Annotated in this window: 20 protein-coding genes and 1 pseudogene; 12 read left to right on the top strand and 9 right to left on the bottom strand. The window is 67.2% G+C overall.

The window, feature by feature from the left end; all coding sequences use genetic code 11:
* Nucleotides 1–8: 8 nt before the first annotated feature.
* Nucleotides 9–4,562, bottom strand: a complete 4,554-nt coding sequence (locus Q0817_RS15170) for a helicase-related protein (RefSeq protein WP_298589970.1) — start codon at nt 4,560–4,562, stop codon at nt 9–11.
* Between the two features lie 539 nt (nt 4,563–5,101).
* Complete coding sequence (locus Q0817_RS15165; RefSeq protein WP_075873118.1) at nt 5,102–5,491, bottom strand: TnpV protein; 390 nt, start codon at nt 5,489–5,491, stop codon at nt 5,102–5,104.
* Between the two features lie 419 nt (nt 5,492–5,910).
* Here Q0817_RS15165 and Q0817_RS15160 point away from each other — a divergent pair, with 419 nt between their 5' ends.
* Together Q0817_RS15160 and Q0817_RS15155 are read left to right on the top strand one after the other, a co-directional pair.
* On the top strand, nt 5,911–6,408 hold the full coding sequence (locus Q0817_RS15160; protein WP_075873119.1) for a TIR domain-containing protein: 498 nt from the start codon (nt 5,911–5,913) through the stop codon (nt 6,406–6,408).
* Nucleotides 6,369–6,884 (top strand): hypothetical protein, encoded by a 516-nt coding sequence (locus Q0817_RS15155; RefSeq protein ID WP_277552272.1) that lies wholly within the window; start codon nt 6,369–6,371, stop codon nt 6,882–6,884. The genes Q0817_RS15160 and Q0817_RS15155 overlap by 40 nt, the downstream gene beginning before the upstream one ends.
* On the opposite strand, the pseudogene Q0817_RS20105 reads toward Q0817_RS15155, so the two are convergent.
* The 3 genes and pseudogenes from Q0817_RS20105 to Q0817_RS15150 all read right to left on the bottom strand — a co-directional run.
* A pseudogene (locus Q0817_RS20105) lies at nt 6,813–7,271 on the bottom strand (HIT family protein); the annotation flags it as partial. The gene Q0817_RS15155 and the pseudogene Q0817_RS20105 overlap by 72 nt on opposite strands.
* A gap of 76 nt (nt 7,272–7,347) precedes the next feature.
* Nucleotides 7,348–7,836 (bottom strand): GNAT family N-acetyltransferase, encoded by a 489-nt coding sequence (locus tag Q0817_RS20100; protein WP_075873121.1) that lies wholly within the window; start codon nt 7,834–7,836, stop codon nt 7,348–7,350.
* A gap of 331 nt (nt 7,837–8,167) precedes the next feature.
* Nucleotides 8,168–8,329, bottom strand: a complete 162-nt coding sequence (locus Q0817_RS15150; RefSeq protein WP_158041337.1) for a hypothetical protein — start codon at nt 8,327–8,329, stop codon at nt 8,168–8,170.
* Nucleotides 8,330–9,241: 912 nt separating this feature from the next.
* On the opposite strand from Q0817_RS15150, the gene Q0817_RS15145 reads away from it, so the two are divergent.
* Together Q0817_RS15145 and Q0817_RS15140 are read left to right on the top strand one after the other, a co-directional pair.
* Nucleotides 9,242–10,195 carry an oxidoreductase gene (locus Q0817_RS15145; protein WP_277552269.1) on the top strand — a complete coding sequence of 318 codons (954 nt, stop codon included), beginning with the start codon at nt 9,242–9,244 and terminating at the stop codon, nt 10,193–10,195.
* Complete coding sequence (locus Q0817_RS15140; RefSeq protein ID WP_075873123.1) at nt 10,195–10,824, top strand: TetR/AcrR family transcriptional regulator; 630 nt, start codon at nt 10,195–10,197, stop codon at nt 10,822–10,824. The genes Q0817_RS15145 and Q0817_RS15140 overlap by 1 nt, the downstream gene beginning before the upstream one ends.
* A 753-nt stretch (nt 10,825–11,577) precedes the next feature.
* On the opposite strand, the gene Q0817_RS15135 is transcribed toward Q0817_RS15140, so the two are convergent.
* The gene (locus Q0817_RS15135; protein WP_277552266.1) at nt 11,578–13,965 is read right to left on the bottom strand and encodes an MMPL family transporter; all 2,388 of its coding nucleotides are present in this window, start codon (nt 13,963–13,965) and stop codon (nt 11,578–11,580) included.
* Between the two features lie 36 nt (nt 13,966–14,001).
* Nucleotides 14,002–14,604, bottom strand: a complete 603-nt coding sequence (locus Q0817_RS15130; protein ID WP_277552264.1) for a TetR/AcrR family transcriptional regulator — start codon at nt 14,602–14,604, stop codon at nt 14,002–14,004.
* 385 nt (nt 14,605–14,989) lie between these two features.
* On the opposite strand from Q0817_RS15130, the gene Q0817_RS15125 reads away from it, so the two are divergent.
* The 3 genes from Q0817_RS15125 to Q0817_RS15115 all read left to right on the top strand — a co-directional run bounded on the left by Q0817_RS15125 (nt 14,990) and on the right by Q0817_RS15115 (nt 16,831).
* Nucleotides 14,990–15,424, top strand: coding sequence for a DUF6640 family protein (locus tag Q0817_RS15125; RefSeq protein ID WP_139318418.1), 435 nt, complete (start codon nt 14,990–14,992; stop codon nt 15,422–15,424).
* Nucleotides 15,425–15,892: 468 nt separating this feature from the next.
* A complete protein-coding gene (locus Q0817_RS15120; protein ID WP_277552261.1) occupies nt 15,893–16,453 on the top strand; it encodes an NADPH-dependent FMN reductase in 561 nt (186 codons plus the stop codon).
* 69 nt (nt 16,454–16,522) lie between these two features.
* The gene (locus Q0817_RS15115; protein ID WP_277552259.1) at nt 16,523–16,831 is read left to right on the top strand and encodes a transposase; all 309 of its coding nucleotides are present in this window, start codon (nt 16,523–16,525) and stop codon (nt 16,829–16,831) included.
* A 97-nt stretch (nt 16,832–16,928) separates the two neighbouring features.
* Here Q0817_RS15115 and Q0817_RS15110 read toward each other — a convergent pair whose 3' ends face one another.
* Nucleotides 16,929–18,110 (bottom strand): helix-turn-helix domain-containing protein, encoded by a 1,182-nt coding sequence (locus Q0817_RS15110; RefSeq protein WP_277552257.1) that lies wholly within the window; start codon nt 18,108–18,110, stop codon nt 16,929–16,931.
* A gap of 412 nt (nt 18,111–18,522) precedes the next feature.
* On the opposite strand from Q0817_RS15110, the gene Q0817_RS15105 reads away from it, so the two are divergent.
* Genes Q0817_RS15105 through Q0817_RS15095 form a run of 3 tightly spaced genes read left to right on the top strand, consistent with a single transcriptional unit; the run spans nt 18,523 to nt 19,553 of the window.
* Complete coding sequence (locus tag Q0817_RS15105) at nt 18,523–18,939, top strand: transposase (protein WP_277552255.1); 417 nt, start codon at nt 18,523–18,525, stop codon at nt 18,937–18,939.
* A gap of 14 nt (nt 18,940–18,953) precedes the next feature.
* Nucleotides 18,954–19,082: a hypothetical protein gene (locus tag Q0817_RS15100; protein WP_298589954.1), complete on the top strand. Its 129-nt coding sequence runs from the start codon at nt 18,954–18,956 to the stop codon at nt 19,080–19,082.
* 9 nt (nt 19,083–19,091) lie between these two features.
* Complete coding sequence (locus tag Q0817_RS15095) at nt 19,092–19,553, top strand: transposase (RefSeq protein ID WP_277552253.1); 462 nt, start codon at nt 19,092–19,094, stop codon at nt 19,551–19,553.
* A 236-nt stretch (nt 19,554–19,789) separates the two neighbouring features.
* Here the strand turns inward: Q0817_RS15095 and Q0817_RS15090 are convergent, their stop codons facing one another.
* Nucleotides 19,790–20,767, bottom strand: a complete 978-nt coding sequence (locus Q0817_RS15090) for an aldo/keto reductase (RefSeq protein WP_277552322.1) — start codon at nt 20,765–20,767, stop codon at nt 19,790–19,792.
* A 436-nt stretch (nt 20,768–21,203) separates the two neighbouring features.
* On the opposite strand from Q0817_RS15090, the gene Q0817_RS15085 reads away from it, so the two are divergent.
* On the top strand, nt 21,204–21,830 hold the full coding sequence (locus Q0817_RS15085; RefSeq protein WP_277552251.1) for a TetR/AcrR family transcriptional regulator: 627 nt from the start codon (nt 21,204–21,206) through the stop codon (nt 21,828–21,830).
* Complete coding sequence (locus tag Q0817_RS15080) at nt 21,827–23,497, top strand: MDR family MFS transporter (protein WP_277552249.1); 1,671 nt, start codon at nt 21,827–21,829, stop codon at nt 23,495–23,497. The genes Q0817_RS15085 and Q0817_RS15080 overlap by 4 nt, the downstream gene beginning before the upstream one ends.
* Nucleotides 23,498–23,502 lie beyond the last annotated feature (5 nt).

Below are 23,502 nucleotides of genomic sequence, written 5' to 3'. Positions count from 1 at the left end.
GGCAGCGGCTACAGCCCCAGGCCCTCCTCCGTGGGGCGCTGGTCATAAGACATACGAGCTGTCTCCAGTGAGCGGTCGGCCGTGGAAGTTCCACGCCCGGGAGCACTACGGCCGGTGGTGGGAGCTCCGGGGTAGTTGATCCGCATCCGCTTCTTCAACGCCTCCAACTCCGGGTCCAAAGTCGGTTGCGGTGTCTCCTCTCCGCGCATCGCACGGTCGATGCGCTCCACCTCCCACCGGGCAGCATCCAGGGCCTCCTGGTGCTTGAACGGCACCTCCAGTGCCGCCCGGGCGTCGACGACTTCCTGATGCGCGGCCGCCAACCGGGCCTCCCTCTTGGTCACTTCCTCGGGCAGCTTCAGCACCTGGTTCTCCAACCGCTGAATCATGCCCACACTCGGATTCAACGACGTCGCCCTCGTGACTTCCACCGCCACCCCGGGGGCATCATCAATGCGCAACTCCACCGGGGAGGCACTCAGATCAGCCAGGTTCCCAGACCGCTGCACCACCCGAATGTCGTGACCACCGATCCGCGCCGCGACCCCCAGGTCGACCTCCCCAGCACGGGGCGGCCGCGCGGTCGCGTGCACCCCCGCCCACCGTTGCCACGCCTCGGCGGCCTCAGTGCGCTTCTCCACGGTGGCTCCGTCGATGGTCATGCGGAACTTCTCCCCGCCCAACTCATCGGTGGTGCGCTGCGCGGCCGCACGCAGCACCGGCAGCTCACGCTCCAGTGCCTCCGCCCGCGAGGAAGCCGCGTCCTTGCGGAACACCAACGAGGACTGATTGCGGTGCCAGGCCCGGTTCAGCCGCTCCAACCGGGCCAGTTCCTGGTCGGCTTTCGACTTCTCCAGGATCAGCGGATTGCCACTGGAGATCGCCTTGACCTCCGCGAAGGACAACGTGTTGTCCCCGACGTCCTCGATCTCCCGCACGTCCAACCGCCCGCGCATGATCTGGTCGATGAACTTCGACTTCCGCTCCAGCGTCTGCCACATGAAGGTGTCGAACGAACCCTTCGTGACCACCTGGGAGATCGCGACTTCCGGGTTCTGATTGCCCTGTCGGATGATGCGCCCGTGCCGCTGTGCGATGTCCGCCGGACGCCACGGGGCGTCCAGGTCCACCAGGTGCACCGCCCTCGCCTGGATGTTGGTGCCCACCCCCATCCTCTGGGTCGAGCCCATCAGCACGGCGATGTCTCCCGAGCGGGCAGCGGAGAACAGCCGGCCCTTCTCGGCATCGTTCTTGGCCTCGTGCATGAACCGGATCTTCTCCGCCGGAATGCCCCGCTGGACCAGCTGATCCTTCAGCTCGTCGTAGACGTTCCACTTCTCCGTCGACGGGGTGCTCTGATCGCAGAACACGATCTGCAACGCACCCCGGGTCGGGTGTTCCTCGCCGCTGGCCGGATCCAGGAACACGTCGTCCTGGTGCTCCTGGTGCACCCGGGCGATCAGGTCCGCGGTCACGCTGACCTTGTTCTCCGCCACGATCGATCCCAGCTCGGGATCCACCAGGCGCACGTCCAGGGCCGCTTTGCGGCCGTCCGAGCTGACCTTGAGCATGTTGTCCTCGGTCCGGTCCACCATCCGGGCCTGGATGGCCTCAGCGCGACGGCCGATCTCCTCGATATACGCCTCGAGCTCCGCCGATGCCTCTACCGGGACCATGCGTGGCAGGCGCGCCCCGTCGTCTCTCTTCACCAGATCCGGGGTGGGCAGTTGCAGGTCCTCGGCGGTCTTCACGTCGGCGAAGGTGTGGAACATTTTCAGCAGCTCGGGCACGTTCTGGAACTTCGCGAACCGCTCTTTCAGCTTGAAGTGGTCCCCGCCGGCCACCGACAGTTCCATCTCGGTCACCACCTGACCGAAGGTCGCCGCCCAGGTGTCGAAGTCGTGGATCCCGGCCCGCTCCAACAGCTCCGGGCCCAGGTAGCGCTGCATCACGTACATCTCGGTGACCGAGTTGGCGATCGGGGTTGCGGTTGCACCGGTCATCACGCGGTCTCCGTGCTTGGCCCGCAGGTACTCGACCTTCATGTGCAGGTCAGTGGCTCTGCCGGATCCCGGGTCAATGGCCGCGTCTTGGATGTTCGACGGCGTGGAGAGGTTCTTGAAGTCGTGGAGCTCGTCCACCACGAGGTAGTCGATGCCGGTCTGCTCGAAGGTGATCCCTGGATCGGTGACCCGGTCCATCTTCTCCTTCAGCTTTTCTTCTTTCGCTTGCAACCGGGCTTCCATGCGCTTGATCGACATGGTGTCCGCCCCGCTGGCGGCTGCCCGTTCATTGGCGGCTTCCAGCTCGGCTCGCTGACGTCCGATTTCTGAGAGGTTGTAGGCGCTTTTCGACTCTTCCGAGAGCTCGATGCGCTCGAACGCGGTGCGGGTCATGATGATCCCGTCCCAGTCACTCGCTGCGGCGCGGGCGACGAACACCCGCCGCTTCTCGCCTTTCAGATCAGCCGAGGAGGCGGCGAGGATCTGCGCCTGGGGGTAGAGCTGCAGCCACTCCCGGGTGAACTGCTCGAGCATGTGGTTGGGCACCACCACGACCGGTTTGCGGGCCATCCCCAGTCGGCGCAGTTCCATCGCGCCCATCACCATCTCGGCGGTTTTGCCCGCCCCCACCTCGTGGAAGAGCCCCACCGAGGGCTCCGAGAGCATCCGCGCCACCGCCGCTCGCTGGTGGCCGCGTGGGGTGAAGTCCTTGACCAGCCCCGGGAAGCTCAGTCTCTCCCCTTCCACGGTGTAGTCGCGCAGCACGATGGAGTTGAACCGCCGGTTGTACTCATCCACCAGCCCGGCCGCCCGGGCCGGGTCCTCCCACACCCACTCGCTGAACCGCTCCTGCATCAGTGCCGCCTTCTCCTGGGCGGCGGTGGTCTCGGTGGCGTTGACCACCCGGCGATTACCCTCGGGGTCGGTCGGGTCCGGGTCGGTGACCTGCACCCGGCGCTGCTCGGCCAGGTTCTTGAAGATGTCGCCGGCGGCCATTCGGTCGGTGCCCCAGTCGTTGCGGGCGGCGAAGACATGGCGGCTGGCTTTCACGTCCCAGTTCGCGCCACTGATCCGGTCCACCCGGGCGGCTGGGTCCTTGATGATGTGGCGCAGGAACTGCTCGTGGATCTGAGGGGAGACCCACACCGCCCCGATCCGGGCCTCGATCTCATCGGCTCCCAGCGGGGCCGGCAGCGCTGCTTCCAGTGCCGCGACGTTGGCTTGGAACCGCTCATCGGCGACTGAGGCGGCGCGGGCCGTGTCCAGCTTCTCGCGCACATCACCACTGAGATACTCCGCACGGGTCTCATAGACCCCCTCCTCTCCGGGCACCTCATAGACCAGTCCTCCCAGGGACTCCCGCGCCCCGGCCTCATCGGTGCCCAGCAGGGCCGCGACATGGGCCAGGTCCACGGTGCCGACCGTGTCCAGGGTGACGGCCAGGGCCTCATCGGCGGTGTCCACCCCGAGCACGGGCTTGCGCGGCTGCACCTGCCGCTGCGACAGCAGACCAGCCGGAGCCGCCGTGCCGGTGCCCTCGTCGAAGTGCTCCAGGGCCAGCACGAGCGGCCCGAACGGATCATCCCCCAGCAGAGCCACCGCCGGTGGGGTGATGCGGGCCAGGATCTCCTCACCGGCCTCGTTGGTGCGCCCGGTGCGGCGTTCGGTGAAACGGTTGATCGGCCCGTAGCGATCCGCATAGGCCCGGTAGCTGGCCGCCAGTTGAGCCCTCAAAGCGTCCAGCTCCGGGGTGTCATCGACGTTGGCGGCCTCCAAGGTCAGCACGGCACGGGCTTCGTCTCGCAGGCCCAGCAATGCCCGCAGCTCACCGTGCCGGGTACGTGCCACCTTCAGCGGCGCGTGCACCTTCTCGATCGTGACCTGGGTGAAGCCTTCCGCACCGCGATCGGTGATGTGCCCGATCTGCTCCTGCTCCCCCGCCGGGATCAAGGCAGCGACCTCGAGCTCCTGCTCGCCACTACGTTCGGCCATCCCGCGCCCAGCCGCCACGGCCCGCTCGGTGATGCCCGCCAGCTGCTCGCGCAGCCGGTCCCCCGTGGCCGCCAGATCCTCCGCGCGCACGGTCAAAGTAGCGGCCCCGTACATCCCGTTGCCGATCATCGGCTCCCCGAGCACACGTTCGGGGTGGTCGATGAAGTAGGCGTTCATCCGCCCCTGCGCCCCATTCAGTTCGATCGGGGCGGTCTCCACCCACTCCTGATCCAACGGTTCCTCGCCGGGCAGTCGGCGGCGGAAGATCAGCACGTCGGTCAGCGCGTCCGTGCCGGCGGCTCGACGGTGGGCGCCGGTGGGGAGACGGACCGCCCCAAGCAGATCAGCGCTTTGGGCCATCTCCCGGCGCGCTGCGGGGTTCTGCGCATCCAGGGTGAAGGCGCTGGAGAGCACCCCGACCACCCCACCGGGCCTCGTCAGCGCCAAAGACTTGAGGATGAAGTGGTTGTGCATCGAGTGCCCGCCCGCGTTGTGCCGCGCATCGTGCAGGGTGTTCCGGGAGAAGGGGACGTTGCCCACCGCCGCGTCGAAGACCCCACCGGGCATCCTGGTGTCCGCGAACGACTCCGTGCGGATCGTGGCGTCCGGATAGAGGGCCTGGGAGATCGCCGCGGTGACCGGGTCCAGCTCCACCCCGGTCATCTGCGCCCCCTCCGGGGCCAACCCGATAAAGGTGCCGGCACCGGAGCCGGGCTCCAGCACCCGCCCGCCCTGGAAACCCAGGGCAGTGAGGGCGCCCCAGACCTCGCTGGCGATCGCCGGGTCGGTGTAGTGGGCGTTGATGACCGTCCGGCGCGCGGCCGCGTACTCGGTCTCATCCAGCAGCTCGTGCAGCTCCGCCCGGTCGGCCTCGTACTCGGGACGGGACTCGTCGAAGATTTCCGCGACCCCGGTCGCACCCCAGGACCCCCAGCGGGCCAGCGTGGCGCGCTCAGCATCGGTAGCGGCCCGCTCCTCGGCTTGGAGAGTGCGCAGCACGCGCAGCGCGGCGAGGTTGGCCCGGAAGCGTGCCTGGGCTCCAGAGGGGGCCAGCTCGTCCTGGGCGCGGGGGACGAAACGCCCCGAACCTTCAGACTCAGCCGGGATTACGCCTGTTCGGCGTCCTTCCGGGCCACCTCGTCCCAGTACTGGCGGTCCTCCCGGTTCAGCTGCTCCACGACCCGCAGCATCTGAGCCACCCCGGTCTCCTCCTCGTCCTCCTCCGGCTCCTGCTGCACCGACGGATCCGGGGTCAGCATCTCGGCCCGCACGATCTCCTCGGCCTGCATCTTCGACGCGTTCAACCGCCCCACCTTCTCCAAGTAGGTCTCCCCCACCGGATCCGGGCCGGCCAACTCCATCATCAACTCGCCCACCCGCTGGGTCGCTTCCTCTCCCAGTCTCTCGAACCACGCGTCCGGATCCGGGATCTGGGCGTACTCCTCGGGCGCGGTCGTCCTCCACGCTTCCTGAGCGAACTTGCCGTACGTATTCATCACGAACCTCCTCGGGTTCCGGGAAGAGAAAGGCATCAATGCTCAACTGCCCCTCGACTTGTTTCCTCTTGCGGGCTCGGGCCATGGGGGGTCTCCTGAGTGCGATCGGGAAGCTCTCACACACGCTACCCAGCCGCTCCCAAGCCTTCCTCGAGAACACGCACCAGCTAATATCGAGTTTGTTGATATGTCAACTTTTTGAAGGAGCTGGTAGCTCCTCACTTCATGCCTGCAGGACCAATCCCGTTCCCTGCCGGCAGCATTGCCAACCGCATGAACTTCCGCTGCCCCATCAGCTGGTGGTCTAGACAGTGTTTTCCGCTTCTGGCTCACCGTCCCGCGCCCAAAGGTGTCCGATCGCACCAGTATTCTCATAAGCAACCCACATCCCCCGGTGTGGCGCCCCGAAAGGATGACTCATGGCTCGCAAGGTGTTCTTTAGCTTTCATTACCAGCTCGACGCCTGGCGCGTGTCCCAGATTCGGAACATGGGACTCCTCGAAGGCCAACCCTTGCTGAGCTCCAACCATTGGGAGGACGTAGCCGCCGGCGGTGAGGCCGCGATCCAGAAGTGGATCGACGCAGAGATGGGCGGCAAGAGCTGCAACGTGGTACTCATCGGCAGCCAGACTGCAGGACGGAAGTGGGTGAACTACGAGTTCACGAAGGCCTGGGGCAGCGGCAAAGGCGTGCTCGGCATTCACATCCACAAGCTCCTCGATCACGACGGTCGCTCTGGCACTAAGGGCGCAAATCCCTTCGCTGGGTTCACTCTGAACAACGGCAAGGTGCCGTTCGACTCGGTTGTTCCGGTCTACGATCCCGCGGGGAGCACCAGCACCAACGTGTACGGCACGATCGCAAATAACCTCGAGTCGTGGGTCGAAAACGCCATCGCCGTCCGCAAGCAGTGGTGAGTGTGTCGCCTGAGCGGATCAAACATCTGGAGTTCATCCAGAACACGATCACGCGACAGGCCTCTCACTCCTTCGCGGTGAAGGGGTGGTCACTGACAGTGGCAGCAGTGATCTATGCCTATGCAGCAGCTCATCTGACTTGGTGGATGGCCCTTGTCGCCCTTCTGCCTGCAGTGGCGTTCGCCGGGCTGGACGCTTTCTATCTGCGGCAGGAACGCCTATTCCGGGCGCTATACCGGGGCGTGAGCCAGGAGTACACGCCGGTGCCCATGTTTGAGATGGACACCCGTTGCTACACCAACAAGGAAGCTTTCCCGTCATGCCGCTATTGGGGCAAGACGGGCGTGCTCCGCTCCCCCTCATGGTTGTTGCTACACAGCATGATCGTCGCCGTGGGGCTGGTTCTACTGGGGGTTGCGCTCTTCCAGGCCGCTGGTACGGCAGAACTGGCGCAATGCATCCGCAACATCTTCTAGGAGTGCCTCCGAAGTCGGAACTTTTGGCGGCCAAATTTCCCCGATTGCATCCCCGGCCCAACGCGGCACTAGGTGCACGTGCAGATGCATCACCGACTGGCTGGCAGCCACTCCGGCAGAGGAAATCATGTTCATACCCTCCGGCGCCAGAACGGCCCGTAGCGCACGCCCCACGGTGAGGACAGTGGACCCCAATTCGGGCACATCCGCTTCTTCAGCGTCGAGAAAGGTCTCTATGTGCCGCTTTGGAATCACCATGGTGTGCCCCCGGGTGGCCGGCTCCAACGGGAAGAACGCCAGCGTGGACTTCGTCTCGTAGACGACCTCCGCGGGAGTCTCCCGATTCACGATCCGACAGAACGCACACCCCTGCACGGCCGCCCCGTTCTCCTTAGATTGCTGTGAGCGTCAGCCTATGGGATTGGAGAGCTTGCAGCGGGCTGATCCGACGCTCATTTGTGGCTCAGCCGAGTCGCGGTCGTTCCATCTCCACGGCATGCCAGGGCTTGCCACTCACCTCGGTGCTACGCACTCGACCGGTCGTTTGAAAACCCAGGCTCTCGTACACACGTCGAGCCGAGACGTTATGCGCGTAGACCCCCAACCTCATGGCCGGTAGCTCCGTCGCTGCAAAACCCACGCGTACTGCTGCGGTGATCAAATCCCTACCCAAGCCGCGTCCTCGAGCAGTGGGGTCGAGGAGGATGCACCCGAGTCGCATCATGCGTGCCTCGTCGTCTACGAGCAACGACGCGTGGCCGACCGGCTCCCCGGAATTGGGGTGGAGCCCGGTCCAATACCGGCGCCGATCGTTGTGCAGATAGGTCTCCAACTGTCCTCGGTCCAAAGGCCAGGTGAAGGTGCGGCCAGACCAGAGCACCATGTCCGCCTCTGAGGTCACCCAGCTCAAGATGATGTCCAGATCCGCTGGGCGGGTCTCTCGCAGGCGCATATGCCAATGCTAGAGAGACCTCGGGCCATTGCCGCCGCTAACCAATCCGCATGTCCGGAGACAAACAGTCACCGCACTTCCCGCAGATGTCCGAAAACCGGGCCATATGTAAAGCGGCCCTTTTTCGTGACCCTTGCGGCATGACGCCTCATCTGACCTACTGACGCGGCAATCCGCTGCTCGAGAACCAGCCCAGTCCGGCTTGACAGGCTATAAGAGCATCCCCGGGCGGCTGATGTTATATGCGGGTCCCTAGCCTGAGGGCCCCGTACCCGATCTCCCCGATCGAGCGCCGGAATGCCCTAATCCTCTGTCGGGTGGGGCGCTTTCGTTATGGCCTGATGGTTTCTGTTGCGTGCACGATCAGCTCCCCCATCATGTCCACCACGACCTGCCGCTGGATCTGCGTCAAGGGCTGGGTGCTTTCTGCTAGTGCGTCCCGCAATAGGTCATGGAACCGGCTGATATCTTCGAGACGCTCGACAGTGATCACTCAATAACACTAATCGACGTGTCCCTTTCCGGGACGGACCCGTAAACGAGCACCCTGCCGGACGCTCCTAGCCCGCTGGGGATGTCCTGCCCCAGGACAGTAAACCCCTGATCTCGTCCGATCGCGAGGCCTCACTGGGGCGCTGATGGGGCGCTTCGGGCCTCTACCAGACAGCAGATCTTCGATCGGCTGGTCAAGGCCGGCAAGGACTGCCACCGCAAGCCCGCCGAGATCGCCGACGAGGCCCTCGACACTGGGAAACTGCTCATACCGCACAACCTCATAGTCCCCGTTACCTTCGTCGTAGCTTCCCCCTCCATCCTGCTGGACGGGGAAGCTACGACGAAGGTAACGGGATGGGCCCGGTCTGTTCTCGCCCCCTTCTTTGGCGTGCACGAGCACCGGGTTGATGCTGGGGCGTGAACACTCCGGTGCCTGCGCATCGGAGTGTTCAGGGGGCACCGTCTGGGGCCGGTGATCCCAGATACCGGCCTCTTGCCGCTTTCGTAGTCGATGCCAAGGGCGATCCCGCCGCCGGAGGCCTGGGGCAGTACGGCGAAAATGTCCTCCAGGGCGACCCGGTTGCGGATTCCCGCTTGTCCACCGGGAGCAGTACAGGCATCGATGCCCCGAGCCAGGTGGTGACGAGGGTGAGCGATGCTGCACCCAGAGTGTCGGCGAAGAGGCTTCAGGACAAGCACCCTGGTGAGGCTTCGGAGCGGGACGGCCGGCGGTCCGTCGGTAGTTGGAAACCCCGGACCAGTTTCGTTCCGGTGGACCGGTCTCTGACCGATCCGATAGTTGTATCGGTCAGGGGCATACCGATGCTCAGGTGGTCACCAGATGCGACCCCGACGGTGCGGCGCCGCCCCGAAACGGACACTTTCAGTCCGTTTCGGCTATGGTCTGGTCATGACGAACACGACGACATCTCCGGCCTGGTCGCTGGCCGACATCCCCTCTCTGGACGGGCGCACGGCCGTGGTCACCGGCGCGAACAGCGGCATCGGGTTGCGCACCGCGATCGAGCTGGACCGTCGGGGCGCGGTGGTGACCCTGGCCTGCCGCGATCCGCGGCGTGGTGAGCGGGCTCTGGCTCAGCTGGTCGAGGAGACGGGGTCGAGCACCGCCAGGCTCGGACAGCTGGACCTGGCCGACCTCTCCTCGGTGCGTGCGTTCGCCTCGGCGTGGGATGGACCGTTGGACCTGCTGGTGGCCAACGCCGGCATCATGGCCGTCCCCCAGGGCCGGACGGCTGACGGCTTCGAGCGCCAGCTGGGCACCAACCACCTCGGCCACTTCGCCCTCACCGGGTTGCTGTTGCCGGCCCTGCGCCAAGCGGAGGCGGGCAGGGTCGTGGTCGTCTCCAGCAACGCGCACTGGTTTGGGCGCATCGACTTCGACGACCTGCACGGTGTGAGCAGCTACCGGCGGTGGGCGCGGTATGGGCAAAGCAAGCTCGCGAACCTGCTGTTCGTCCACGAGCTGGATCAGCGACTGCAGGCGGCGGCCGACACGGTGACCGTCGTCGCGGCGCACCCAGGTGTTGCCAACACCAACCTCTCCAGCGGATTCATTGGTCCTGCGGGCCCGATGCGCACGGTGGTGCGTGCCCTGCAGTCGCGCATTTCGCAGCCCGCCGCCGCGGCGGCCCTGCCGTCCCTGCGCGCTGCGACGATGCCCGACGTCCGCGGCGGCCAGTACTACGGGCCTGGCGGCCTCGGCCAGGGGCGCGGGGCCCCGGTGCTCGTCAGCCGCTCCCGTGCTGCATACGACGACGCCGTTGCCGCCCGGCTCTGGCAGGTCAGTGAGGACCTGACGGGAGTGACCTACCCGGATCTGCCGGCCCCTGGCGAGGCCCGTTGATGGACGTCGAGCCCAACCCAGCGCCTCCTGCGACGGGGGCACGAGGACGGTCGGACGCGGCACGCAACACCGAAGCCGTCCTGCTCTCCGCGCGTGCGGTGTTCGCCGACCGGGGTGCGAGTGCCACCATTCCCGAGATAGCCCAGCGGGCAGGAGTCGGGAACGCCACCGTCTACCGGGCTTTCGGCTCCAAGTCGGGCCTGCTCGCCGCGGTGGGTCAGGATCTGCTCAGCTGGGTCTCCCAGCGGATCGCCGAGGCCATGGCGGACGCGACCCAGCACGGCGCCGCGGCCTGGCCTGCTTTCCTGGAAGACCTGTTCGAGCGGCTCCGGACGGACCGCATGACCCTGAGCCTTTTGTGCGGAGAGCTCATTCCAGGTCTGGGCACGGCCGAGGTCGAGGTTCGCGCGGCGATGGGCGCTCTCGTATCTCGGATGCGCGAGGTCGGAGCGCTGCGCCCCGACGTCAACGTGGACGACGTGACCATCCTCGTCACCGGCTGCGCCACCGGCCTCGACCACGCACGGCAACAAGACCCCGCCCAGTGGCGGCGCTTCGCCGATCATGTGCAACGAGCCCTAGCACCGTCGACGCCGAGCCGTGGGACGACGCCTGCACCGTCAGGTTGAACCGGGTAGCCCGCGACGTCGCCGGGCTCGCCCGGGTCTGCCAGCCGCCACGGGCGCCAGACGTACCGCGGGCCGACGGCGCCCCCGAACGGTCGCCTTGTCGGGATCACTCCGTGACGGACCTATCTGCGAGACCGGTCCACCGGGTCTCCTCGCGCCGGAATAAACGCTTTGCCGCGTGCCGGGGGCTTGACCGCGGTATCCACCAGATCACCGAGGAGAACTCTTATCCTCCGCACACACCTGGCGGTCCACCACGATGCAAGGCCTGCGCGAAAGCTGCTCAACACCGCTACTACCAGAAGACCAAGGACAAGCAAAAAGCCGCCAGGGACGCCCGCAAGGTCTCTCTTGGACAAACTCTGGAGCACTTCGGCGGTGATAACACACGCCCTTCATGAGCCGTCTCATATTCCCGGACTTACACGACTCACCGAGAATCCGCGCTCCATTGCGGGGCTGTCGCTGGAAGTCGCCCCCCCCCCAGGGCATCCGCCCACTGCTGCACGGGCAGTGAGCCCATGCGAAGGTGGTAGTGGCCACCGGTTGACCGAGGCAACAGCGGTCATCGCGTTGCGGCGTGGTGAGACGCAGGGAATACTGGCGCACCGGTCTGATGACCGCCGGGATCCTCGGTGACCGAGGCCCTGGGGTGGAGGGTCGCTCGCGTTCGACAGTGCCGGCCGAGCCGGTGGGTCCGGTGGAGGCACCGGAGCCTGCCCCGGACGTTGGGCTCGGGATGTTTCCGTTCCCTCAGGTGCGGACCTCGATCTTGTCTCGATCGGTGGCCTCGGGCTGCTGGTTGAGCATGGCCAGCAGCTTGTCGCCCTCGATGTCGAGGTCCGGCAGCAGGCGATCGAGCCAGCGGGGCAACCACCATGCTCGTTCGCCGAAGACGGCCATGAGGGCCGGGACGAGGGTCAGCCGGACGATGAAGGCGTCGATGAGGATACCGACGGCGAGGGCGAAGCCGATCTGCTTGATCATGACGTCGTGGCTGAAGATGAAGCCGGAGAACACCGAGATCATGATGATGGCGGCTGCGACGACGACCCGGCTGGCCTGGTCGAAGCCGTGGACGACGCTCTGCCGGGCTTCCTGGCCGTGGATGTGGGCCTCGCGCATCGAGGAGACCAGGAAGACCTCGTAGTCCATGGCGAGTCCGTAGAGGATGCCGGTCACCATGATCGGCATGAAGCTCATCAGCGGACCGCCGGTGTCGACCCCGAAGAGGCCGCTGAGCCAGCCCCACTGGAAGACGGCGGTGGTGGCTCCGAAGGTGGCCAGGATGCTGAGCAGGAACCCGGCCGTGGCCTTGATCGGAACGATCACCGAGCGGAAGACCAGCAGCAGGATCAGCACGGACAGGACGATGATGATGCCGAGGTAGAGCGGAAGGACGCTGGCGAGCTTGTCGGACATGTCGATGCCGATGGCGGTGAACCCGGTCACGCCCAGCTGCACCTGATTGTTCTGGGCGATCGCGTTGTCGGGCTCGCGCAGGGACTTCACCAGGTCCCTGGTGGCCTCGTCGCTGGGGCCGGAGGTGGGAATGACGCTGAACACCGCCAGATCTCCGGCCTCGTTGACGCCCACGGGGGCGGCCAGCACGATGTCGTCCCGGTCCTGGAACTCCCCGATCAGTTTCGCGGTCAGCTCGGGCGTGACGCCGCCTGCGGTGTCGGTGGGTTCTGCGGTGACCAGCAGCGGGCCGTTGAATCCTTCACCAAAGCCTTGGGAGACCGCCTCGTAGCTCTGCCGGGCGGCGGTGTCCTGGTTCGCGGTCGCCCCGGAAGGGATCCCCAGGTTCATGTCGGCCGCGGGGATCGCCATCACGCCCAGCAGCGCGACCACGCCCGCGATGACGGGCCACCTGAACCTGATCACACCCTTCACCCAGTGGTCAGCCACACTGTGTGATTCCGCTTCCACCTTGGCGCGGCTTCGGGCTCGGGCCTTGTCCGAGCAGATCCGTTCCCCGACCAGCCCTAACAGCGCCGGCAGCAGGGTCAGGGCGATGAGCACGGCCAGGGCCACCGTGGACGCCGCGACCAGCGCCATCGTGGACAGCATGGCGATGCCGATGACGGTCAGTGCCGTCAGGGCGATAATGACGGTCAGCCCGGCGAAGAAGACGGCGCTGCCCGCGGTGCCGACCGCTCTGCCGGCTGCCTCCTGAGCGGTGAGTCCCCGGTCGAGGATCAGCCGTCGCTGCCGGTTGACGACGAACAGCGCGTAGTCGATGCCCACGGCCAGCCCGACCATCAAACCCAGGACGGGGGTGGCGGAGTTCATCTCCACCACCGTCGAGAGCGCGTACGCCCCGCCCACGCCGATGCCGACACCGATCAGCGCGGTGATCAGGGGCAGGCCGGCCGCGATCAGCGAGCCCAACGTGAGCACCAGTACCAGGGCGGCGACGGCGAGACCGATCACCTCGCCCATACCGACCGGGACCTCCAGGGCTTTGAGCGAGTCACTGGGCAGCGCAGAGATCTCCGTTCCCTCCTCGGCGCGCTCCACCACCTCGACCACCGAGGTCACGTCCTCGTCGGTCAACGAGGTCGAAGCGACCGTGAACTGGAACTGGAACAGCGCGACCTGCCCGTCAGAGGACACCAGCACGCCAGGCACCGGCGCCCCGTCCACCACCAGCGGCTGGTAGGGAGGCGCCTGCCCCTGCTCCGGCCCAGCCGCGGGAGTGCCCGGGGCGTTCTGCTGCCCAGCACCGGCAGCACCTTCCCCAGGGGCGCCCGGGGCGTTCTGCTGCCCAGCACCGGCAGCGCCCTCCCCGGGGGCAGCCGGGGCGAGGTCGAGGGGGTTGACGACCTTTTCGAGGGCGTAGACGTCGTTGACGGTGTCGCTGATCGCTGCCAGTCGCTCCGCTGTGTCCAGACGCTCACCGTCCGGGACGGTGAAGACCACACTGGCCTGACCCCCCGAGGCCTCGGGGAGCTCAGTGGATACGCGGTCGAGCACGCTCTGGGCCTCGGTGCCCTCGATCTTCATGTCGGAGCTCACGCTCACCCCGTTGACGGCCACAGTGCCGATGACCACCGCGAGGACTGTCAGCCAGCCGGCGATGAACAGCCACGGCCTGCCGAACGCGGTTCGTCCGAGCCGGTACAAGAAAGTGGACATGGGTCTGGTTCTCCTTGAGGGCGAAAGCGGCGGCGTCTAGAGGCCGCGGCGCAGGTAGTCGAAGGTCATGTCGAGGAACGAGTTGTAGTCCATCGACGCGGAACTGAGGTCGCTCTCCCCGCCGAAGCGCACGTCGAGGGTCCCCTCCAGGGCGGCCATCACGGCCCCGTACACGGCACCGAACAACAGCGGCACGTAGATGGCCGGGTACCGGTCCCCCGCCACCGACCCGAAGACCTCTTGGGCGGTATGGCGCATGCGTTGCTGAACCCGCAGGACGTGGGGCTCCAGGGTCGGGTACTGCTGTGCCATCGCCATCAGCTCGCGCATCTTGACCAACGTGTCCTCGGTGAACTGCGCCCTCATCACGGCCAACAAGGCATCGAGCAGGGGCAGATCGGCGGGCAGGCCGGCCAGAATCGCGCTGGCGTCGTCGACACCACCGAAGGCGACCGAAGCGACTGCCTCCTCCTTGCAGGAGAAGTGGTTCGCGAAGGTGCGTCGGGAGTACCCCGCCCGCTCCACCACATCCGCGGTGACAAACCCGGACAGCCCGCGCTCACGCGTCAGCTCGAATGCCGCCTCGGCCAGCGCCTGCCCCGTCGCCTCGCGCTTGAGGTCCCGCAACCCACGATCCATGCCCATAGTGTGAACCACACTGCCCAATAAGCAAAATTGCCCAACGGGCAGACCGGTCTTCGCCTCGCCCCGTACTCCCAAGCTGCAGTCCACCGAGGGCAAGCCGGTAGCGCGAGAGGTGACATCGGATCAGGCAGCCCCGGCCCTCGGTGCGCTCCAGGCCGAGGGAGCGGATCCGGCCGGCTCCGCTGCTCGTGGCACCCCCACGCCCCCTCACTCCACTGGGCTGGTTTTCCCTCAGTTCTTCGCAGCGGTACCGCAGCGGCGACCACGACTCACCGGCGGGCGGGGCCGGCTCTGCCGCGGCGCGAGTCCTTGGTGCCTCGGTGCCTGAGGATCCTCCCGCGACGCGGGGAAGATGACACGGGTCCGATAGAGTGTCGCCATGTCAGCAGGGCGCACAATCCTGAATGTCGTTGCTGGGGCCACCACGGTGGGAGGATTCGCCGCGGACTGGAACCGCACGCACCTGTTCAATCCGAACTGGCCTGCGCATGCCCGGTTCCACGATGCGATGACCATCGCCGTGGCCGCGCTGCTGGGGGCTGGGGGACTGTATGCGTTGAACCGCAAGGGGCCGGACCCGGACCGGGACACCACCATGGGCGCCCTGTTGCCGGCGGTCTTCTGGACCTCCATGAGCGCGGCCTTCGCCTTTCCCGGCACCCAGGGCCTCCAAGCGGAATTTCCCCACCTGGTGCCCCGGGTTCGAGGAGTGTGGATCGACGAGCGGTTCGCCAGCGCGGGAATGCTGGGGCTGACCGGCCTCGGCTATGCACTCGAACGACGCACACGCCGGGGTCATCGGGCCCAGGTGTAAAAAGGCAACGTTGCTGTCAGGTTCTGAAGCCCGCTGCTCAGATGCCCGGAGTCCTCTGCACCGGGGGCTCAGGTATCGCCAGCCAGAGCCCCATGGAGCGCCAGGCGGGCGGCCTCGATCGGAGTCGGTGAATCGTCGAGGCCATCGGCCCACGCGGGACGGCGTCCGCGGTCGCCGCGGATTGTCCTCCAGGGGCGCCGACGAGGTGGCCTCCGCCTGCAAGCTTCTGCTGACCAGGATTCCGCCTCCGCCGTAGAATCCCACCACAACACGGGAATCCTGTGGCTACTGGACCAGCATGGCGGGCCCCCGAACTCATGGCGCATCGGTGAAGACCTCGGCGGCGCAGAGCCGGGAGGGGTTCTCTTCCGGCTGGGAATCGGTAGCCTCAACGGGAGGGTGTCGTTCCGCGGGTTCCCGGGACCGACGCCGCAGTGGTACCAACCCTCAAGACCCCAGGAGATTCTTATGGTGCGCATCGCGATCGTCGTCGGCAGCACCCGCCCGAACCGCAACGCCGCGGACGTGGCGGACTGGGTGCACGAGCACGCCTCGGCGCGCACCGACGCCCGGTTCGAGCTCGTGGACATCGCCGACCAGCACCTGCCCCTGCTCGACGAACCCCTCCCCCCGTCCCTGGGCCAGTACAAAAACGAGCACACGAAGGCATGGTCGGCGAAGATCGCCTCCTACGACGGCTTCGTCTTCGTCACCCCCGAGTACAACCACTCCGTGCCCGCGGCGCTGAAGAACGCCGTGGACTACCTCTACGCGGAGTGGAACAACAAGGCCATCGGCTTCGTCAGCTACGGCAGCGCCGGGGGCACCCGCGCCGTGGAGGCCTGGCGGCTGATCGCCGCCGAGGTGCAGATGGCCGACGTCCGCGCCCAGGTGTTCCTGCCCTTCGGCTCGGAGTTCGGAGAGGACTTCTCCTTCCAGCCCACCGAGGGCGCTACCGGCGCCCTGCAGGCACTCTTCGATCAGGTGGTGGCCTGGGCGCAGGCCCTGAAACCGCTACGCGGGGCGTAAGAGGTCATTTCAGCAGGAGTTGGCCGTAGATCTTGATGGCGCCCGGGGTGCTCGGCGACCCTCGTGAGCATGATGGGGAATCCCGTGCCGGATTCGCTGTGGGAGCGAGCCGAGCCGTTGCTACCAGCATGCCCACCTCGGCGGTACCGCCACCCAGGGCGCCGGCGCGCAGATGACCCCGCGGTTCTGACAGGGGTCGTGTTCGTGCTCAAGACCGGGATCTGCTGGAATCAGCTGCCGCGCGAGTCACTGGGCGTTCCCGGGGTTGGGTGTGCGCTGGTTCTGAGCACTACAGCCGCGTTGAGCGGGCATGGCCGAACGCCCGGTAGTGGTTCACTGCTTGGCGTGGTGCCAGGGCTGCTGCAGTGGTTCCACTGAAAACTGGACCGGCCCCGGATCCCGGGTCGCTGTCCTGGTCCTTCGGCGCCGCCGGCGGCCGATCACCGCCCAGGGGCGGGGCTTCAACGGTCCTCGCTCACGCGCGGTCCTGGTCGGCGCGGGCGCGCAGGAGGAGCTCGAGCTCGAAGCGGGCCTGCGGGTCGTGGAGCGCCTCCCCAAAGACCTCGCGCAGCTGATTGACCCGGTAGCCGACCGTCTGCTCGTGGATCTCCAGCTCGGCGGCCATCGCCGCGCGTTGCCCATGGTGTTTGAGCCAGGACAGCAAGGTGGAGACCAGTCGTTGCTGTTGGGCCGGGCGGAGATGCTCCAGCGGGGCCAGCCGCTGGGTGGCGAGGTCTTCGACCAGGGCGCGGTCGCTGTGCAGCAGCAGCCGGGTGAGGTGCTGGCAGACCCACAGTGGTTCCTCACCATCGTGCTCCAGCAGGTCCCGGGCGGCCACGGCCAGGCGCAGGGAGTCCGGGGCCGCCCGCCAGGGTCGTCCCGGGCCCACCACCGCGGTCCGCCCGGTCAGGGACCGCCCCAGCTCCCGCCGGGCCGCAGGCGTGGGCGGTTCGGGGAGGACCGCCACGACGTCCCCGGGGCGGGAGGTGAGCAGCGCCCCCGGTCCCAGCCGGGACCGCAGCCCCGAGCGCCGCTCGGCGGGCAGGAGCACCACCACGACCCGTTCGGGCAGGACCCAACCTGCCGCGAGCACCGCGGCACGCACGGACTCCTCCTCGGCGTGACCGCGGATGAGCATCTCCGCCACCATGTCCAGCAACCGGTCGCGTTCCCCGGCACGCTCGGACTGCTCGGCAGCGTAGCCCTGGGCGCTGGCCGCGGAGAGCTCCTCGATGTAGGCGAACACCGACTCCGCCAACACGATCAGCACCGAGGCCTCGAACCCGGCTTCCATGGCCACCTTCGACATCGCCCGCAGGGTCGTGCGCCCCCCGGAGCGGTAGGCGGTGAACAAGGCGTCCATGGGCCGGCCCTGATGCACCTCGGCCCGGCCCAGCCCCTCGTAGACGACCTGGTCCACCTCGAGCAGGGCCGGCTGGTCGGTGCCGGCCAGATCCAGGAACCTGGCCAGGGCGTCCTGGACCCCGTGCCGGATCTCCTGGCCCAGCGCGCCATCCATGAAAGCGGCGTAGACCGGGACATCGTGATGCACCCCCGCCAGCAGCTGCTCGGTGATCACTGGCAGATGCACGCTCAGCAGCGGAGCGAGGGCGGGCGGCAACCCCGTCCACGGCAGATCGCGATCCACATCAGACACCATGCACCTCCTTCCATGCTGTAAGCACAGTCTCTCCGGGACGGCCGAGGGCGGGCAACGCCGACCAACCCGGCCGGACCGCGGGATAAGGCGGTCCTGGGCAGGACCGTATTGAGGCTCACCGTCAAGGACCGAGATCGGGTGGAACCAGCCGCGACGCGGGTTGCTGAAGTTCGGAAGGACATGCCGGCGGCGAGACACTGCAAGAAAACGGTGTGTGAGGGTCCGGCCTGATCCGAAAGAAGACGGCCGTGTCAGAGTCCACGACCGAGACGACGGGCACGCATCGATCCCGTGACCGGAAAGATCATCAATCAGAAGGACCTCGTCGAACGGCCTCTCGCCCACGCGAAGGAGCGGGGCGTGAGCCTGATCGAGCCCGGCGGGGCTGCTGAACCAGCTCACGAAAAACGTGCTGGAGGCCGCCCGGGAAGCCGAACTGCCCGAGCACCCCGGTCATGACCACGGGCAGACACCGATCGCGGCGAACATGCGCAACGAGACCCGGGTGATGACCGTGCTGAGCGAGATCGGCCCGGTCGAGATCGAGGTTCCCTTCGGACCGGACGGGACACTCACACCGGTGATCGCGCCCCAGCGCAAGCGGCGCCTGGACGGGATCGACCAGATCGTGCTCCACGTTCTCGGCCAGCGGATTGATCACGGGGAGATCGCCGCGCACTTCGAGGAGATCTGCCGGGCGAAGCTCTCTCAGGACACCCTGAACCGGATCACTTCGGAAAGTCGCCGGCGAACTGGCCGAATGGTCCTCTCCTCCGCTGGACCCGCTCTATCCGGTGCTCTTCGTCGACGTGATCGCTGGTGTTGATCCGCGACAGGCAGATGCGCACCACGCCCTTCTACGTCGTCCTGGGCGTGACCACCCACGGGGAACGCGACAGCCTCGGGAACTGGGCCGGCGACGGCGGGCGAGGGCGCCCGGTTCTGGCTGCAGGTCTCCTCTTCAGCTGAAGACCCGTGGTGTCCAGGACACGCTCACCGGAAGCCGGCGACGGGCGCAAGGGCCTGCCGGAGGCCATCACGATCACCGGGCAACCGACGGTGGCGCAGCAGTGCGTCGTGCACCTGATCCGCAACTCCTTCCGCTACGCCAGCCGCCGGCACCGCGACGGGATCGTCACGGCGCTCAAACCCGTCGACACCGCCTCGTCCGAGGCCGCGGCGGCAGACCGGTTCCCTTCAGGTCGAGGCCGAGTAGGCCCGCGGTATCCGGCGATCGCGCAGCGGTGGGGGCTCCTGAGCGTCAGTTCGTGCCCTTCGAAGGAGGACGACGTGGAGATCCACCTCCGTGATCCACACACGCTGCGCGGCATCCTGAAGAGGCTCGAGCGCTCCGCAACGACGTCCGATGACGTGGCGGCCCCGCAGCTGCAGGAAGAGCCCGAGCGGCTCACCGGGGTGATCTGCCCCGCCGCTGGCTGACTCGATCGAGCTCTTCCCAGACCCTGCCGGACCAGGAATCGCCACACCCGCCCCACCCACCGTGGGCCATATACGCGCCGCTCTCGATCCGTAGGAGGCCGCCGCCCACCGGTAATGCGGTGTTGCAGGCCCAACCCGGCCCTAGAGCATGCGACCAGGCATGGACACGTCGGCTGCACCCGGAGACGATCCGGGGACTCGGCGGGAAGCGTCTCCGGGTGCAGCCGTGCGGATTTCTACCGGTTGATCGTGGACATGTCCTCGTAGCGGTCCCCGGCCGGGGCGGCGACCTGGTCGAGGGCGGCCAGGTGCTCGTCGGTGAGCTCGAGGGCGTCCGCGGCGGCGTTCTCCTCCAGGTAGCTCACCCGCTTGGTGCCGGGGATCGGGGCGATGTCATCGCCCTGGGCCAGCAGCCACGCCAGGGCCACCTGCCCGGGCTTGGCGCCCAGCTCGGCGGCCACCGCGTCCACCTGCTCCACGATCCCGATGTTGTGCTGGAGGTTCTCCCCGGCGAAGCGGGGGTTGTTGCGGCGGAAGTCGTCCTCGTCCAGCTGCTCGATGGAGCGGATGGTGCCGGTGAGGAAGCCTCGTCCCAGCGGGGAGTACGGTACGAAACCGATGCCCAGTTCCCGCACCGTGGGCAGGATCTCCTGTTCCGGGTCCCGGGACCACAGGGAGTACTCGGTCTGTAGCGCGGTCACCGGGTGCACCGCGTGTGCCCGGCGGATCGTGGCCGGGGCCGCTTCGGAGAGCCCGATGTGACGGATTTTGCCCTCCTGGACCAGCTCAGCCAACGCGCCCATGGTCTCCTCGATGGGTGTGTCCGGGTCCATGCGGTGCTGGTAGTACAGGTCGATGTAGTCGGTGTTCAACCGCTTCAGGGAGCCCTCCACCGACAGCCGCACGTTCTCCGCGCTGCCGTCCAACCCCGGGGTGTCGCCGGCGCGGTGGGAGATAGTGCCGAACTTGGTGGCGACCACCACCTCCGAACGACGGGAGCCCAAGGCCCTGCCCAGCAGTTCCTCGTTGGCGTAGGGGCCGTACATCTCCGCGGTGTCGAAGAACGTGACCCCCAGATCCAGGGCCCGGTGGATCGTGGCGATCGACTCGGACTCGTTGGCGCCGCTGCCGGTGTAGAACGCCGACATGCCCATGCACCCCAGACCCAGGCGGGAGACCTCGAGTCCTGCGGTGCCCAAAGTGACGTGCTTCATGGTGTATCCGTCCATTCCTGTTCCGTTCTGCTCGGGGACCCCGAGCCCGGCAGGGCCCGGGTCTGTGGACCCGCCCGTGGAGGCAATGGGGACCACCCCGACTGCCGTTGACTCTGACCCGACGGTCTGCCCCGCGACCGCGCCGAAGGACACCTCCTCAATCACGGTGGTGTCCCCGAAGGCCCTCCGGAAGTCCCGGATCTGCACCCATGGCTCCCTGAGGATCTTCTCCTCCCCGCCTCTTCCACCCGAGAACGGCTCAGCCTACTGACAGCAGACAGGGTACGCCCCCGCTCCCGGCACCACCGGAAACGGTGGCACGCCTCTGAGTCTCTCCCGGAAGGCGGATCCGAGCCACTCACCTCGCGGTCTCGACGCCCCCCCTTCCCCTGCGATGCATCAATGCATGTTCTGCAGTTGTGCAATGATGGGGGGTGTGAGTACGACATCCAGTTCCTCGCTACGCCAGCGGAGAAGAGCCGACACCTGGGCAGCCATCCACGAGGCGGCCGCCGCGCTGGTCCTGGACCACGGGATCGAGGGCACCACCGTGGACGCCATCACCCAGAGCGCCGGGGTGTCCCCACGGACGTTCTTCAACTACTTCCGCACCAAGGAGGACGCGGTGCTGGGCCTGCGCGCCCCGGCCCTGGACCCGACTCTGCTGAAAGGCTTCACCGCCGAGGGCGACCTGCTGGGCCAGACCTCACGGTTGCTGCTCGCGGTGGCTCGCAGCGCTGATGCCACCGGTGACCCCGTGCGGCGCCGGGCCCTGCTGCGGAGGTACCCCCATCTGGGTCAGCGGCACAAGGAATACATGCTCGAGGCCGAAGAGCTCGTGCGCCAGGCCCTGGCCGGCCTCCTGGCTGCGGACCCGCAGTGCTCCGCCCAGGTCCCAGGATGCGACGCGCAGGAACTGGCCCGGATGCTCGTCATGATCGCCGGCGTCCCGATCCGCTTCGCCCTGGCCTCCCCGGCCTACGACACCGACTCCGGTGTAACACCCGAGAACCTGACTTCGGCCCTCACCCTTTTCCACCATGTCCAGAGGAAGCTCTCATGACCCCCGCCCCTGCCCACCGGGCAGAACCCACCGACGCCCACCGCCCGGAACCGGCCGAGGGGAAGCAGCACATCGTGCTGCTGTTCATCGGGCTGATGCTCTCCATGCTGCTGGCCGCCCTGAACCAGACCGTGCTCAGCACGGCCCTGCCCACGATCGTGGGTGAGCTCAACGGCGTCAACGAGATGCTCTGGGTGATCACCGCCTTCATCCTGGCCTCAACCATCATGATGCCGGTCTACGGCAAGCTCGGGGACCTGATGGGCCGCAAGGCCCTGCTGATGGCCGCCATCGTGCTGTTCATGATCGGCTCCGTGATCGGGGCCCTGGCCGGCACCATCGAAGTCCTCATCGCCGCCCGCGTGGTCCAGGGCCTGGGCGGTGGCGGGCTGATGATTCTCTCCCAGGCGGCCATCGCCGACGTCGTCCCGGCGCGGGAGCGCGGGAAGTACATGGGTGTGATGGGCGGGGTGTTCGCCGTCGCTTCCGTGGCCGGGCCGCTGCTGGGCGGCTGGTTCACCGAGGGACCCGGCTGGCGGTGGGTGTTCTGGATCAACATCCCCCTGGGGCTGCTGGCCCTGGCCGGGGCGTTCTTCTTCCTGAAACTGCCCCGCCACCCCGGCCGCCCGCGCGTGGACGTGCCCGGCATGATCCTGCTGGCTGTGGCCACCACCTGCCTGGTCCTGTTCGCCACCTGGGGCGGCGGCAAATACGCCTGGACCGACCCGGTGATCCTCGCGCTGATCGCCGGGACCGTCGTGGCCGGGGCCGCGTTCGTGGCGCAGGAACGCCGCACCGCCGAGCCGATCATCCCGATGCGCCTGTTCGCCGAGCCGAACTTTGTGCTCACCACTGTGGCCGGGTTGTTCATCGGGGTCGCGATGTTCGGGGCGATCGGCTACCTGCCCACCTACCTGCAGATGGCCTTCGGTGTCGACGCCACCGAGTCCGGGCTGCTGATGATCCCCATGATGGGTTCTCTGCTCATCGCCTCGGTCATCTCCGGGCAACTGGTCAGCCGCACCGGCCGGTACAAGTGGATGCCGGTCACCGGCAGCATCATCGTCGCCGCCGGCCTGGGGCTGCTCTCCACCCTCACCCCGCAGGTCTCGCTGTGGCAGGTCTGCACCTACATCGCGGTCATGGGCCTGGGACTGGGGCTGTCCATGCAGATCCTCGTCCTGATCGTCCAGAACACCTTCCCCCTGCGACAGGTCGGCACCGCCACCGCCTCGAACAACTTCTTCCGTCAGATCGGGGCCACTCTGGGCTCGGCCGTCGTGGGCAGCGTCTTCGCCGCCCGCCTGACCGACCTGCTCACCGAACGCCTGCCGGCAGCCGCCCTGGAAAACGCCTCGGGCGGAGCCAACTCACTGACCCCGGCCGTGGTCGCTTCCCTGCCCGAGGCCCTCAGGAACCCGATCATCTCCTCCTACAACGACGCCCTGACCCCGGTGTTCATCTGGATCACACCACTGGCACTGGCCGCAGCCGTACTGCTGTGCTTCGTGAAAGAAAAGCCGCTGGCCACGACCATCGAGCACGACGTCAACGCGGAGGCGATCTCCGAAGGCAACATCCTCATCACTGCCGACGACCCCGACGACGCCGAGGCCCAGGACCCCGCCGGTGACCGCTACGAAGACATGTCCACGAACAAGCGCTAGAAGAA

It is taken from the genome of uncultured Kocuria sp. (genome assembly GCF_947500125.1).
Taxonomy (GTDB): Bacteria; Actinomycetota; Actinomycetes; order Actinomycetales; family Micrococcaceae; genus Kocuria.
The sequence above is the reverse complement of the archived record's forward strand: the minus strand, read 5'-3'. Positions and strand labels throughout refer to the sequence as shown.

Coding starts and splice junctions, on each gene's coding strand:
- Q0817_RS15170 (WP_298589970.1), bottom strand. CDS start 4,562: ATGCCCGGTGGGGTCTTCGACGCGGCGGTGGGCAACGTCCCCTTCTCC.
- Q0817_RS15165 (WP_075873118.1), bottom strand. CDS start 5,491: ATGAATACGTACGGCAAGTTCGCTCAGGAAGCGTGGAGGACGACCGCG.
- Q0817_RS15160 (WP_075873119.1), top strand. CDS start 5,911: ATGGCTCGCAAGGTGTTCTTTAGCTTTCATTACCAGCTCGACGCCTGG.
- Q0817_RS20100 (WP_075873121.1), bottom strand. CDS start 7,836: ATGCGCCTGCGAGAGACCCGCCCAGCGGATCTGGACATCATCTTGAGC.
- Q0817_RS15145 (WP_277552269.1), top strand. CDS start 9,242: ATGACGAACACGACGACATCTCCGGCCTGGTCGCTGGCCGACATCCCC.
- Q0817_RS15140 (WP_075873123.1), top strand. CDS start 10,195: ATGGACGTCGAGCCCAACCCAGCGCCTCCTGCGACGGGGGCACGAGGA.
- Q0817_RS15135 (WP_277552266.1), bottom strand. CDS start 13,965: ATGTCCACTTTCTTGTACCGGCTCGGACGAACCGCGTTCGGCAGGCCG.
- Q0817_RS15130 (WP_277552264.1), bottom strand. CDS start 14,604: ATGGATCGTGGGTTGCGGGACCTCAAGCGCGAGGCGACGGGGCAGGCG.
- Q0817_RS15125 (WP_139318418.1), top strand. CDS start 14,990: ATGTCAGCAGGGCGCACAATCCTGAATGTCGTTGCTGGGGCCACCACG.
- Q0817_RS15120 (WP_277552261.1), top strand. CDS start 15,893: ATGGTGCGCATCGCGATCGTCGTCGGCAGCACCCGCCCGAACCGCAAC.
- Q0817_RS15115 (WP_277552259.1), top strand. CDS start 16,523: ATGATGGGGAATCCCGTGCCGGATTCGCTGTGGGAGCGAGCCGAGCCG.
- Q0817_RS15100 (WP_298589954.1), top strand. CDS start 18,954: ATGCGCACCACGCCCTTCTACGTCGTCCTGGGCGTGACCACCCACGGG.
- Q0817_RS15090 (WP_277552322.1), bottom strand. CDS start 20,767: ATGAAGCACGTCACTTTGGGCACCGCAGGACTCGAGGTCTCCCGCCTG.
- Q0817_RS15080 (WP_277552249.1), top strand. CDS start 21,827: ATGACCCCCGCCCCTGCCCACCGGGCAGAACCCACCGACGCCCACCGC.